Origin of the sequence: Gardnerella leopoldii (assembly GCF_003293675.1) — a bacterium.
GTDB classification, from domain to species: domain Bacteria; phylum Actinomycetota; class Actinomycetes; order Actinomycetales; family Bifidobacteriaceae; genus Bifidobacterium; species Bifidobacterium leopoldii.
Genome location: NZ_CP029984.1, coordinates 634,041 through 647,241, shown reverse-complemented (window position 1 = coordinate 647,241; position 13,201 = coordinate 634,041). Strand labels below are relative to the sequence as shown.

Here is a 13,201-nt window from a genome sequence, read left to right as displayed (position 1 = left end):
ATTATTTCCTTTCTTTAGCCATTGTTGGCTGAAAAACTTTTGATAGTAATATTTGACACACGAATCCTACAGCGCATCCCACAATCCATGAGATTTGAGTAAGTGGTGAAAGTAGAGGAATTATCTGCCCGGAAAGAGCAAATAAAAGCCCAAGTATCGTAGCAGTATAAGATATCCAGTTAGTTCCAGAATAAGCAGATTTTGACGAGCTATTTGTATCGTAATAAATTTGATCAAGATCAATATGTGTGCGCTTTACTACGTAATAGTCGGCAAGTAGAACACCTGCAATAGGGCCTAAAAGCATACCAATAAGATTCAAGAAGCCTGTAATATTAGCCATAAACTTCCACGGCATTAACACAGTGCTTACAAGAGCTGCAATAACTACGCCACGCTTATAATTTACAAATCGCGGAGCTAAAGCAGTTAGCTGGTATGCTGCAGGAACAATATTGCCAGTAGCATTTGTGCAAACTGTAGTAAGTAGAAGCAACCCAGTAGCTATTGCAATTGCAGGAAGATTATCCCACTTGTTTATGATAACAAGAACATCTGTAATAGTTTCATGGTAAAAAAGCGATCCGCCCACTAAAATAACTACGCTTGTAAAAGCAAAAAGCGCGTAACTTAGCAAGAAGCTGGCAATTTGACCTTTTAGTTGAGCCATAGTTGACTTTGCGTTTTGCGTAAAATCAGCAATAGAAACGGCAGGAGCAGCCCAAACGCCCAGTACAGAATTTACAACCATCATCATGAAAAGCCCAAGACCGTAATTAGTTGGCGCTTGAACAGTAGCATGATATTGCATGATTGCAGATAATCCACCAGCACAGCTAATAGCCCATACGCTCATGCAACCAAAAACAACGTAAATAAGTGGGCTTAATACTACAGTTAGCTTATTAAGAGTTTTTCCTCCGCCTAAACCAATCGCCAAATTAAGCAACCAAAATATTGCGAAGGAAATAATAATAGGTATGTGTGAACCTACAAATGGTATTTTGTTTCCAAAAGTAAGAAACTCAGGGCAAATTTTGCCAACTAGAATCTCTAAAGCTTTCGCACCTATATATGTTTGAATTCCATACCAGCATATTGCAGCAACTACTCCCCTGAGGAATCCTGGTAGTTGAGCGCCTGCTTTTCCGTATGTTGCGCGCAAATGCATAGAAAACGGTATGCCGTATTTGGAACCTACAACACCGTTAGCAACCATGACAATTGCTGTAAGAATTGCGCCAAGCATGATACCAATCATTACGTAAATTGGAGAGTATCCCATTAAAAGGAACGCGCCAACTGCAGCATAATTAGGAATATTGTGTACAGACTGCATCCACAAAGTGCAGAAATTAAGAGCGCTCATTGTGCGTTTTTCTTGCGGCTTTGGCAGTAAATCTTCGTTGGTGTAGCCGCGCTCGCGGTAACATTCCAAGTTTTTACTAGCTACTGGCTCATCTTGTAGCAGTTTACTAATTTGCATGCGCACCTCCTTACTTTTCTTGTTTGTAATTTGATTCTTTTTTGTGTTTTGAGTTTTTTGAAAGTAATAATCGCAACTTTGCTCAAAAATAAAAAAAGATACGAAAGGATTTCGTACCCGTGGTGGTGCGCCCCTTCGTATCAGCCTCTTATTCGTGAATAAGCGTTGTACTCTCATTCGATATTCACTTTTCTTCGCTGCGATTAATTAAGCAGTGAAGTTTGCATCGTATATGCCTTTTGAGTCCTTCCTAGATTTCTATTTATTTGGTTTTCGTTATCTTTTTAGTTGGTTTTTAGTTAGTCCTCATAAGCCAAACTATGCAGAGCATCTCGTAAAAGCTTTACTCCGTGAACAGCGTCTTGTGGATCTGTGTACTCTTCTGGAGCGTGACTAATACCATCTTTTGAAGGAACGAAAATCATTCCGGATTTTACAAACGGAGCAAAAATTTGCGTATCTTGACCAGCACCTGAATGCATGACTCTGTACGCATAACCTTGCTTATTAGCTTGATCTTTCAAAAGATTAATAATATCGTCGCTAAGTGGTGTAGGATCGTCAGACATCCACTTATCGATCTGCGCTGTAATGCCATAAGACTTGGCAGTTTCGTGAATATCCTCGTCGAGTTCCTGCAAGAATTTATCAAGAAAAGCTTTATCTGTATGACGGCAGTTCATTGAAAAAGTAACTTCTCCAGGAACAATATTTACTTGATTTGGAACTACGCTGATTCTACCGAAAGTAAGCACCAGTGGGTCGCCTGCTTGCTTAGCTTTGTCAAGATTTTTGGCGATTATATGAGACATGCAATCTACTGCATCGTGCCTGTAGGACATCATTGTTGTGCCAGCGTGATTTTGTACGCCTTTAAGATGAATATCCCAACGATGCTGGCCAGCAATGCTAGTGATAATACCTAAATCTTCGTGATTGCTGTAAAGCGTTGGTCCCTGCTCAATGTGTAGCTCAATCCAGGCTTCAAGATTTGCGAACTTAGGTTGAGTTGTTTGATAATTGAACCCAGCTTCACGCATTGCTGTTTCGAAAGGAACACCTTCGCTGTCGCAAATATTTTCTACGTCCTCTTTTTGGGCTAGTCCGAAGAAATTCTTTGAACCCCAGAATACGTATGGGAAACGTGAGCCTTCCTCTTCTGCTAAGCAGATAATGCGAAGACTTTTCTTTGGCTTTCCATATCTAGTAAGTAAATTCTTAATTGCTAAATAGGCTGCAACTATTCCAAGTTGGCCGTCAAAACGACCTCCTCTTGAAACTGTGTCAATATGCGATCCACAAGCTATTATGCTTTCTGGTTTTTCGCATCCTTCAACAGTTGCAATTAGGTTTCCAACTTGGTCGAATTCTACAGTCATACCGAGTTTTTCAAATCGTTGACGAAGAGCAAAAAGAGCCTGTTTCCAAGATTTTGTGTAAAGAGGTCGAGTAACTCCTTGTTCTCCTGGTTTTTCTGTGAATCCTGCAAGCCAGCTTATGGCCGATTCTATAGTTTCAGCACTTATGCTGCTATCAATCATGTGCAGTATTCCTCCTCACTTGTGCAAGTTTTCCCAAAAGTGACATTCAGGCGGATATTTTTTGGTTTTGGTGTTTGGTTTTTGTTTTTAGTTGTTTTTTAAATCTTTTTTAATTGTTTAGTTGATACTCGTGTAATTGCTACTACTTTGTGGCAACGCAAGATGTCACGAAAATCGTGACAGAAAGAAATCACTTATTGTAATTGCTCCCTACGCATGTCTTAACAAAACAGGTTCAAAGGGTGTTTCTCAACTGTTTCCAGTACCCCTGCAATTTTCACTTGTACTCGGACGAGTATAGCACGATATTAAATGAACTCAAAATGAACATTAGTATGTGTGTTTCTGTGAAGAAATGATTGGTTGCTTGATTTATTTAGGTTATAGGCAAAAAGTGTGTAAGAAATCTTGTATTAAGTCTTGCAATACAAGCGTTTTGCGGTAATCTAATCTGTTTTCTGCTCATTCGCCAACAGCGCAAATGTTTCACACGACTCTGCCCTGCCTTCGTCTTTTCTGACGAAGGCAGACCTCGCTTGCGTTGAAAGCACAGTGTGCTTTTAACCTTGAGCAAGCTCGGCGCACACTAAATCGCAATTGTTTGTTACTGGCGCAGTTTACATACTGCATGAGTAATACTAAATTGCAATTATTCGTTACTGGAGCAGTTTGTGCACTGCACCAGTAACATATGACCGTTGTTTTCTCAGTTCGTTAGCTTAAATTAGTAACGGTGTTTGAGCTGCGTCTTATACCGCAAGATATTCATCAGCTTAGCTTTACACACTTTTGTGGCTATGACCCCCTGTGTTCGCATGCAAAAATTTTCATATGAAAGTTGGCAAATAAAAAAATATCCAGATAACAAAAAACGCAGTGATTTTACACTGCGAACATATTGTGGGTGATATAGGAATCGAACCTATGACCCCTTCCGTGTGAAGGAAGTGCGCTAGCCGCTGCGCCAATCACCCAAAATTTTTTTAATTATGCGTGAAAGGCAATCCTTTCGAGTGGGCGATACAAGGTTCGAACTTGTGACCCCTTCCGTGTCAGGGAAGTGCGCTACCACTGCGCCAACCGCCCAGGTTGTTTATTAAGCTTGAAGCTTAATCGAGGTGGGTACGAGAGTCGAACTCATCTATACGGCTTTGCAGGCCGCTGCCTAACCGCTTGGCTAACCCACCGTAAGGTCGAATAACTCATCGGACCTAGAGCGGACAACGGGACTCGAACCCGCGGTCTCAACCTTGGCAAGGTTGCGCTTTACCAACTAAGCTATGTCCGCAATGCTTTCTTGCTAACTGTGTCAGCGCCGAAGCACGAGTAACTACTATACCCGAAATATTTACAAATGCAAGCTTTGCGTCTTTTGGCGTGTCGCTTGGTGTTGCTTGGTGTGCTCAAGCAGGTTGTCTCGCCCCGCTTATGTGGGAAACTCTATCAGAAGCGATTACGCATCAACAACATTGTTATTGTGATTCTTGAGTTATTTCTCAAAATTGTTGCGTTAGGGAAACAGTTTTGATACTTGTGCTTATTATGTATGATAAATCTGCTAAACAATAACAACAATATGAGTCACACTTGCGATAATGTAGATGCTCATATGATAGAATTGAATGTAGAGCTGGGGCTCCCCTTACCCCTTAATCTCGTAACGAGTTGGTTTGGGGGAATGACCAGCTCTTTTGTAATAGTTAATTTTCCCGTTTTTTATTATTCAAACGCAATTTAGTTTCGTATCTTTTCTAGATAAATGTTTTTGAACAATAGTATTCATTGAATCCTTTGGTGCATTGGATATTATAAAAAATAAAGCTATAATGAACATAACGCGAGGGCCTCGCAGCTGCCGTTTACGTCAGATTGTTAGTCGAGGGGTTCCCTCGCAATTTTCATTCTAAGTAGATTTTTTTAATATAAAATTTATTCTTTATTCATCTGGTGAATGAACTTTACGCGGTACACCTAAATCGTCTGCTATATCGTCATACAAGTCTCCGCATTCATAAGGATCTAGCAGGTTATAAGCTTCGATTAACAATTCTTTAGGCGCGCTCTTGTGCAGCCATGCTTCTACTAAATAAAGATCAATTGCAACTGACGGTTCTCCAGCTCCAATAGCATCATTAACAAATTCTTTTGCAAATTCACTCATGTATGGCTCAGCTTAAGGTCGAAGTTTCTCAGCCATGTTATAACAAATTTTCATCATGTTCATCAGCTTTTAATTCCTCTCTTATTTTCCACAACTAGGAACGCGGTATTATCACGCCATTTTTTTTTTTCGATAAATGCACTTTTAGGATTACATCATCGTTGCAGGAAAAACTTAAAAACGTGGGGTGCTCCTCAGACTAATGTTCCAGTCTTGAAAGCTGGTTGCCGAGGTCCCCACGCTGGTTATATCGTATCCCAATATTTATGGGATCACCCCCGCGTATGCGGGAAAGACCTTGTTCTTTTATCGCATGATTATGTTTAGTGATTATGTTTAGCAAGCAATTCCGCAAGCTTGTTTAATCCTGCTTGGCGCTCGCGAACATCAATAGATTCAGCCAAATCTGCAGCGCACACAGCGATTGGCATAAAGGATTTTGCCAGCGTTTCTTCTGCCTGTGCTATAAGCATATAAAAGACGGTCTGCTCGTAATTATCTGTTGCCCATAAAATGTTATTACCAGTAGTTCTATCAATAAGTAATATATCTAATAATTGCGGATATTTTTTATACAAAGACTGTTCATCCAAATTTTTATCAAAGATATTCTTAGAATCGATTTTTGTAATCACTCAAGTTCTACCTCAGACTTTATTACTGTTATTTGGATAAATATTGTACATTCAATATGATTCTGCACGTATCATTTAAGTATACATCATACAACACATGAAACTTGGGGTTAGGCCTATAAACCAAAACCAATAATGAATTAAGCAGTAAAAAAAACGCAGCAAAAACCGCGTGTATCGTGCAGTTGAGCAATCCAAATCCGAACCAGAAGCCGCAGATTTTGCGACTTCTTGATATCGCCAAAAGTAATTGTTTTTATTCCGTCCTTGTAATTAAATGTCAGCAGCATTTTGTCGTCATAGATGTAAATGGCCTTTATGAACGTATCGATCAGAATTTTTCTATGGCTCTGCTTTGTAACATCCAGTTTGCGGAAACGGTGCAACCAAAATGTCATAAAATCAGTGCTGATTTTCGGAGGCTTGGACAACTTCTCATAATCAAGGCTCTGTTCCAATTCCTCTTTTGCGGCTTCTAATTCCCCAAGGCGTTCCTTTGGTAGATTTTGTCAAAATACCTTACTTAATAGCATTCAGCAAATTTCGTATGGAGTTATTTGTTTCCTGCAACTGCTGCTAATACAAGGAATATTGCTGTTATCCTGTTCCCGCAAATCCATCAGCATGGAAACAATGGCTTCTATTGCAGCAGCATCCATAATCATTTCCATCCGTAGCGGAAACCACCAAATCTTCGATCCAAGACTTTTTGACGTGCTTTTTGTGGCACTCTTTACGCTTCTTTTTACGGAAACGCACTTGTAATAGTGATGGACTATTCCCGTTCTGCTCGTTCCGCTTTCACAACAAAGGTATGCACCGCAATGTCCACAGAAGAGCTTCGTTGCAAGAGATAATCATCTTCTGCCTTGTGTTAGGCGGGAGCTTTCTTGTTTTTCTCCATCTTGCGCTGCATACTCTCGAAAAGCTCTGTTGGAACGATATCGGGGATTTCGTCTGGAACAAAAATATCTCTGTAAACATACTCACCAACATAGCGGAGGTTATTCAAAAGATGTTAAACGCTGTTGTATGTAAGAGGATTTCCGCGAGTATTTTTCATCCCTTGCTCATTGAGCCAATCGCGGATTCACGTCATCGTCGCGCCCTCATCATATCTCTTGAAAACATCCAAAATAAACTGCTCGGTTACAGGGTAAACTTGAAAATACTGTTTCTGCATCAATGATATAGCCTATTGGGAGTGCTCCGCCGTTATATTTGCACTTCAAGGCATTGTCAGTCATACCACGAACAACTTTTTCGGAGAGGTCAGAAGAATGGTATTCAGCGAATCCCTCAAGCATAGATTCAAGAATAATGCCCTCTGCGCCATCCGATATAACCCTCGGTGGCAGATACAACCTTGACGACGTTTTTTAACTGTGACTTGTATCGTGCGCTGTGCGCCCCTGCAGATAATTTGCCTATACATTGTCCCTATATTTTCTCTGATGATGTAAATGTAGTGTTTCTGATACAAAAAATAAACACCTCCGAAGGAGGCTTATCCAAAAATTCGGCATATGATGCACCGATTTCATATCTCTCCATTCCATCATAAAAGCTAAAAACAACAGCGATGTAAGGATTTCAGCCTTACATCGCTGTTGTTGCACTCTTTTCAGTTTAGTTATGTTGTTGATATTATTTTACATATTTCCATACCGGGAATTCTTTGCCATCATATCGAATTACACTACACTTAAAACAATCCGTTTCTGTAAAATTTTCTATAGCGAATACAACACTATGCCGAGCCCTTGTGCAAGCAACATAAAATTTCGATTTTGTTTGAGGTGATGTTATTCTTGTTCCCTTTTGAATAAATGGTAACACCGTACCTACAGGTATAATAACCACCCTATCCAAAGTTAATCCCTTCGAATTTCCATAGTTCAGAACTTGACAATTATGTGGAAAAGGAATTTTGGAATCACGATTATACCGCAATATAGTAGGGTGATAATAATTACAGTAATCACTCAAATATTTTGGTTCCATTACATAAACGCCTGCATTCTCATCCGAAAATTCAATCTCACAACATTGACAAACTTGATTATTTTCGTCGCCATGAATTGTGTTGATATAATTGCAAATTTCTTGATTAAAACGTCGCGTAATCTTACTATATGTTATAGAACAAAGGCCTTTCTTTTGCTGTAACTCGAAGAAATCCTTAATTTTATCGTCCCTAAATTGTTTGTTTTTGAGGGAGTTGTTTGTTCGAAATGTTGCTTGCTTATAATCACCAACGCATGTAGTTGAAATCGTAGAAGAAAAAAGAAGCGATATCAATTCTAAATCCCAACCCGCGTAATCCTGTAATTCATCAAAAAATATGTGAAAATATATTTCTTCTAATCGCTTTATCACTTTTCGCGATGAATCGACATTGCATTTATATGCAAGTTCGCTCACCTTGTTTTTTTGAATATCATGTGCACCGTTTATAAAAAAGTATTGCATATGACCTTTATTGAAGTATTTTGTCGTGTCCTCGTTTTGATAAAAAGCTATTGATTTTATGAAATTCTCTGGAATATCATAAGGAATTTCCTTTTTGAAATCTTTACATTTCAAGCTTAGCAAACACTGATATGGCTTTATAAAGTCGGACAAAACTAAGGAATACCACGTGGTAATTTTTACATTGGAATCAATAATACCAAAATTTTGTTTTCTATATTCAGTTTCTAACGAATGAACTCCTTCGTTAGTATATGTAACAAGAAGAATTGTTTTTTTAGTTTCTTTAGCGAGTTTAATCGCTTTAGAGCATATACTATATGTTTTTCCACTTCCTGCTGCTGCAAAAGTCACATCATTGTTCATCGCCGGTAATTCCAATCGCCTTAAGAATATATTTTGGGTAGTTGATTTTTTGGTCGCTGAGAAATACCCTCATACTCCATTCAGCCTTATTTTTTTCCATAAACTTATTCAAAGCTCCATAATCTATAGTTTTGATATCGGTTTTGTGGTATATGATGTCACGAAAAGCTTCAAAGTTATCTTTATTGGCATTTAATACCGTTGGCTCCAAAGTGTTTAAGTTCTTATCATCTTCTATACACAAATCAGCTATATCAGCAAAAACGCTATAATTCTCCCTAACGCTTGATGGGTTACCATCATTGTCGGTAACAATAACGATATTTTTGTTAATTAGCTTTGCTAACTCGCAATACCTTTTAAAAGCCACTCCACCAACAGACATCACGTCAATACCATCTTCAATAGGTAACTTCCCATAATTATCTATATATGCCCGTTGTATGATAAGTTCGTCAGCAGGACCTTCGACAAGTATTATTTTGTTTGCCAATAAAACTCTCAATGTATTAAAGCCAGGGAGCTTTATAAAATAATTATATGTATCCTTTGATAATTTTTTAAACGGCTTTGTGTCGCCGTTACCCATCAAATGTATATTTTGCAAGCCCATTTTATTAGCCACGAAACTGCTATGTGTTGATATAAATATCTGCTTGTCTGTATTTTCGGATAAACGATATATTAAAATCGACATATTTGTATAAGACAGGTTGTTTTCTGGTTCTTCAATAATCAAAATGTCAACATCAAGATTTTGCTGCATAAACATCTCAGTTTTAATCATATTCTGAGTTCCAAATCCAGCATTATCGAGCGGTATGCTATCCAATGATAATGACATTTCATTTTTCCAACCGTCGATATCATTTTCACGGAGATTTAGCGTGATTCGCTTATCACGGAAATGATGTTTAGTTTGCAATTTCGTGTTTAGGTTTTTTACAGCGTCGCTATCTGTAAAATTATGTCGATTACTTCTATATGCCAATCTCAAATTGGTACGTTCTTCTTCGCTCAAATATTCGTTTATGCTTGATGCTACAAATTTATTCAAAACCACGCCATAATCCTTTTTGGTTGCATCAATATAGGCGACCTTTTTTGCAGTGGTATTTATATAATAATCTGAAGCAGCAAAAGTTCTAAAATTTACTTTATATAGTTCAATAGGAATATCTTCAACTTTCTTTTCAAGTAATAACTGTTTATATGTTGCACTATATTCTTCATTGAACTTGATTTCCAGTTTAACCCCAATGTGGTCTTCCCGTCGAGAATTGTTAGCACCTCTATAATTTTTGATTTTTTCATCTTTCTCAGTTAAACCGTCAAAATATGCTTCGATAGAAATTAGCGGCGGTTGAGGTTCGCCAGAGTTTTTAACATCGTTAATATATTGGGTTCGAATTTCGTTATTAAACCAATCCGGAGTTAACCGAGAGATAATAGATCCCCCGTTGATCTTTCCTGTAAGAACCATAGACAACGCTTCAAGAATTGTCGTTTTTCCCGAGTCGTTTTCTCCAACAAAAATATTGACATTATCGTTAAATAAAATATTTATGGTATTGAAAATTTTATAGTTTTCTATTCGGAGTTCTTTAATTCTCATACCAATCCCCTTTGGTTATAGTGCTTTTAGGAATATGCTAAAGATATTTTTGAATGATATCGTTCCTTTTATCTCCATTTTGAATTACAACCATTGTTGCGACTGTGCCTAAAATAACAATATGAAACATCATGAATTTGCTCTCTGTCAATCTCCGCTATATCTTTATCTGCTCATCATACAAATGTATTCCGTCACAGGTATAGCATCAATGTCATACACCCACATTACGGCATGGTTAGTCTTTGACTCAGAAAAGTTCTGTATGCCCCACATAACCCCTGTTAAAACGGATATAGGGAGTTTTGCTTTAATCTAAAACCTCACTGAGCAGTTTCCAACTGTCACTTCCGATGTCATCTGAATAGTTATCCATACAGATACGCAATTCCTCGCTCTTTTCATCGTAGCGGACGATGTCGCCGTTCAGCTCATAGCGTTCAAGATAATCTTTCAGCACCGTAAACTTCTTCGGCGTGAAAATATCAATATCCTGGCTGTTGCCGGAACGGTCAAAACCGCCCTTGGTTTCGATAATCCAAATCTTACCACAGACGGAAATAATGTAGTCGGAATAGAAATTCTTCTGCTTTTCGGAGTTATCGACGTAAACGGTGGGAAGGTATTCGTTGCCCTTGTTGCCGTTCTTATACACCCAATCCACACTGTCATCGTGTTCGCAGTATTTTTCAAACTTGCGCTCCGAAGAAGAACGAACCTCGGCAGAGGAAAGATAGCCGCAATGGAGTGTTCAGAAAGGGATTAAAAAGAAAACCGACTGAAAGCCTTTAAGCGGGAACATAAGAAAGCCTACCTAGTGCACATTGCATGAAGTAGGCTTTCCTTGTTTTTGGTAATTAAAGTGGTATTTGTCAATCCATATTACTTTCAGACGTTTTATCTAAAAGTTATTCGAATGTGGCTTGCTATACTCCAAATACTGAGCAATATATACACACAAGCAATGCTTGAGGAAGCGTATGCTTTGGAAAGCAAAGCAAGTCACCAGGAAAGGATAACCATTAAAACATAGCAACCATGAAATATCTACTTAAAACGATTACTGTTGCAAAAGACCAAACAGCTTTTGCCACATCTTCTTATATTTTTCATCAAAATCTGGCGTTTTGTTGCTGAGCAATTTCCGTTTTGCTGACTTTGCTAGTTCAACCTTCCAGCCGTTAGGTAGAGCAATATTGTTATTAGCAGCGAAGCTTTCTATCTGAGGAACTATTGATTTTTGATTATCATATGAATCTTCAAATTGTTCCTCTACTGTATTAAATAGATTCCATATGCCATTTCCTAACAGAGTATATGGAATCAAATCTTCAACTTCACAGTTCTCATAATCTACTAAGTCTTTAATTTCGATAATAGAATCTTGGGATTCTGCATAAAGATTTGACACTAACTTTTTCTTAGAATCCTGTCCGCATTTGTCTGAATCTAAAATAACGTATGGTAACCTTCCTTGTTTTCCTGTCAGCAAGCTAACAACACCAGGAACTCCCCGAACACCGCCTGAAGGCACAAAAACAATATCTTGCTTGTGTGATAATAACTTTTCAGAAATAAGGTAGTTTTTAATTGCATTCAAATAATACTGGTCTGATGGTCCCTCAACTATAACTGTTTGACAACCTTGAAAAAGGATATCAGACACACTTAATCCAAGTGCTGCATGAACAGCGTAAATTGACTGATCGCCTAATTTCCCTATACATTCTCGTAAATTACTTGATGCAACTGTAAATCCTTTTTCGCTAGCATATACAACTCTGCAGCGGTCAATATTATTCGTATCAACGATAAAAGGGGAATGTGTAGTGTTAATAATCTGGTTCTTTTCTGACAAACTATTAAAGAATCGGCATAAATCCTTCTGTGCAAGAGGATGTAGCGTTAATCCAGCTTCATCTAACAGAAGTACTGCATCCTTGTGTTGTTCTTGGCTTTCAACAAGGAAAATTAAATAGAAGCTAAGAAACCACTGTAAACCAGTGCTACGAAGCTCCAAACCAACTTCATCTTGTCTCAATTGATCAGACACCCATATTCTAAAATAATCACCATCAGCCTCAAAGCGGAATTTATACTCTCCTTGTTTCCACCATTCCTTAAATTCTCTTGTTAATTTACCCGAGGCAGATTGAAGCAAAATACTGCGTTCTTCTTTGTCTTTTTCAGCTTTTTTGATTTCTTCTGAATTTGGATTTGAATAATAGTTGGAACGTTCATGAGCAAGTTCTTTTGGATCTTTTCCTAATTCTAAAATTTCTTCAGGTTTAAGATCCAGAAAATCAAACAATACCCTAAGAGTCCTTACCTGATCTTCATTAACTTCAATACCTTCAACAGTTTTTCCTTTAAGCCATTGAATAACGTGAGGCAGATATATTTTAGAAGATAGATTTCCATAATTTGAGTAGTATACAAATTTCGGCAAAACCTCTAATATCTCTTCCTGCAATTTATCTAAAAGATTTTTTGCCTCTGAATCGCTATCGGATTCAATCTCATCCTCACTACTATCATTAAATTCAGGCATCCCATCTGGGAAATCAATGGTATAATGTCCATCATAAAAGCGATTAACAATGACTGATTCGTCGCAAATATTTTTGAAATTCAAACGCCGCGATAATTTCTCTTTAGTTTCCTTATCAAGAACAAATTCTGCAGAAATAAAAGCGATTTCTGAGGTTTTTTCTCTCAGTGTACTAAGTTTTGACACAGGCATATCGTGCAAGATATCTATATTGCCTTGCCTTGCTGGATTCAATTTCCATAAAGCTAACAAAAGATTAGTTTTCCCCGATTCATTCACACCTACAAGTGTTGTAACATCATCACAATCTATCCAGCCGCTATCCTCAACAGAACGGAAATTTGTTACTCGATATTTTTTCAGTTTCATAATTA

The 13,201-nt window shown here is 38.0% G+C and carries 11 protein-coding genes, 4 tRNA genes and 1 riboswitch; of the genes, 1 reads left to right on the top strand and 14 read right to left on the bottom strand.

Annotation, left to right across the window (positions count from 1 at the left end):
- Nucleotide 1: 1 nt before the first annotated feature.
- The 9 genes from allW to DOD25_RS06435 form a co-directional block, all read right to left on the bottom strand.
- A complete protein-coding gene (gene allW / locus DOD25_RS02755) occupies nucleotides 2-1,486 on the bottom strand; it encodes an allantoin permease (protein ID WP_082851869.1) in 1,485 nt (494 codons plus the stop codon).
- Nucleotides 1,487-1,785: 299 nt separating this feature from the next.
- The gene (locus DOD25_RS02750) at nucleotides 1,786-3,027 is read right to left on the bottom strand and encodes a hydantoinase/carbamoylase family amidase (RefSeq protein ID WP_004574239.1); all 1,242 of its coding nucleotides are present in this window, start codon (nucleotides 3,025-3,027) and stop codon (nucleotides 1,786-1,788) included.
- 190 nt (nucleotides 3,028-3,217) lie between these two features.
- Nucleotides 3,218-3,307, bottom strand: a riboswitch (TPP riboswitch).
- A 621-nt stretch (nucleotides 3,308-3,928) separates the two neighbouring features.
- Nucleotides 3,929-4,001: transfer RNA gene (locus DOD25_RS02745), tRNA-Val, on the bottom strand.
- A gap of 40 nt (nucleotides 4,002-4,041) precedes the next feature.
- Nucleotides 4,042-4,113, bottom strand: a tRNA-Val gene (locus tag DOD25_RS02740).
- A 30-nt stretch (nucleotides 4,114-4,143) separates the two neighbouring features.
- Nucleotides 4,144-4,214, bottom strand: a tRNA-Cys gene (locus DOD25_RS02735).
- 28 nt (nucleotides 4,215-4,242) lie between these two features.
- Nucleotides 4,243-4,315: transfer RNA gene (locus DOD25_RS02730), tRNA-Gly, on the bottom strand.
- 648 nt (nucleotides 4,316-4,963) lie between these two features.
- Nucleotides 4,964-5,188, bottom strand: coding sequence for a hypothetical protein (locus DOD25_RS02725; protein ID WP_231880182.1), 225 nt, complete (start codon nucleotides 5,186-5,188; stop codon nucleotides 4,964-4,966).
- Between the two features lie 323 nt (nucleotides 5,189-5,511).
- On the bottom strand, nucleotides 5,512-5,823 hold the full coding sequence (locus tag DOD25_RS02720) for a hypothetical protein (RefSeq protein ID WP_101892139.1): 312 nt from the start codon (nucleotides 5,821-5,823) through the stop codon (nucleotides 5,512-5,514).
- A 140-nt stretch (nucleotides 5,824-5,963) separates the two neighbouring features.
- A complete protein-coding gene (locus DOD25_RS06435; protein ID WP_064340557.1) occupies nucleotides 5,964-6,281 on the bottom strand; it encodes a hypothetical protein in 318 nt (105 codons plus the stop codon).
- A gap of 166 nt (nucleotides 6,282-6,447) precedes the next feature.
- Here DOD25_RS06435 and DOD25_RS06430 point away from each other — a divergent pair, with 166 nt between their 5' ends.
- On the top strand, nucleotides 6,448-6,588 hold the full coding sequence (locus DOD25_RS06430; RefSeq protein WP_196776774.1) for a hypothetical protein: 141 nt from the start codon (nucleotides 6,448-6,450) through the stop codon (nucleotides 6,586-6,588).
- A gap of 109 nt (nucleotides 6,589-6,697) precedes the next feature.
- On the opposite strand, the gene DOD25_RS06545 is transcribed toward DOD25_RS06430, so the two are convergent.
- The 5 genes from DOD25_RS06545 to DOD25_RS02690 form a co-directional block, all read right to left on the bottom strand.
- Nucleotides 6,698-6,835, bottom strand: a complete 138-nt coding sequence (locus DOD25_RS06545) for a hypothetical protein (RefSeq protein WP_407645749.1) — start codon at nucleotides 6,833-6,835, stop codon at nucleotides 6,698-6,700.
- Between the two features lie 635 nt (nucleotides 6,836-7,470).
- Nucleotides 7,471-8,661, bottom strand: coding sequence for a UvrD-helicase domain-containing protein (locus tag DOD25_RS02710; protein WP_064340559.1), 1,191 nt, complete (start codon nucleotides 8,659-8,661; stop codon nucleotides 7,471-7,473).
- The gene (locus DOD25_RS02705; RefSeq protein ID WP_112928648.1) at nucleotides 8,651-10,276 is read right to left on the bottom strand and encodes an ATP-dependent nuclease; all 1,626 of its coding nucleotides are present in this window, start codon (nucleotides 10,274-10,276) and stop codon (nucleotides 8,651-8,653) included. Before DOD25_RS02705 ends, DOD25_RS02710 begins: the two co-directional genes overlap by 11 nt.
- A 310-nt stretch (nucleotides 10,277-10,586) precedes the next feature.
- Complete coding sequence (locus tag DOD25_RS02700) at nucleotides 10,587-10,940, bottom strand: hypothetical protein (RefSeq protein ID WP_180947417.1); 354 nt, start codon at nucleotides 10,938-10,940, stop codon at nucleotides 10,587-10,589.
- 396 nt (nucleotides 10,941-11,336) lie between these two features.
- On the bottom strand, nucleotides 11,337-13,196 hold the full coding sequence (locus tag DOD25_RS02690; RefSeq protein ID WP_064340562.1) for an ATP-dependent nuclease: 1,860 nt from the start codon (nucleotides 13,194-13,196) through the stop codon (nucleotides 11,337-11,339).
- Nucleotides 13,197-13,201: the final 5 nt, after the last annotated feature.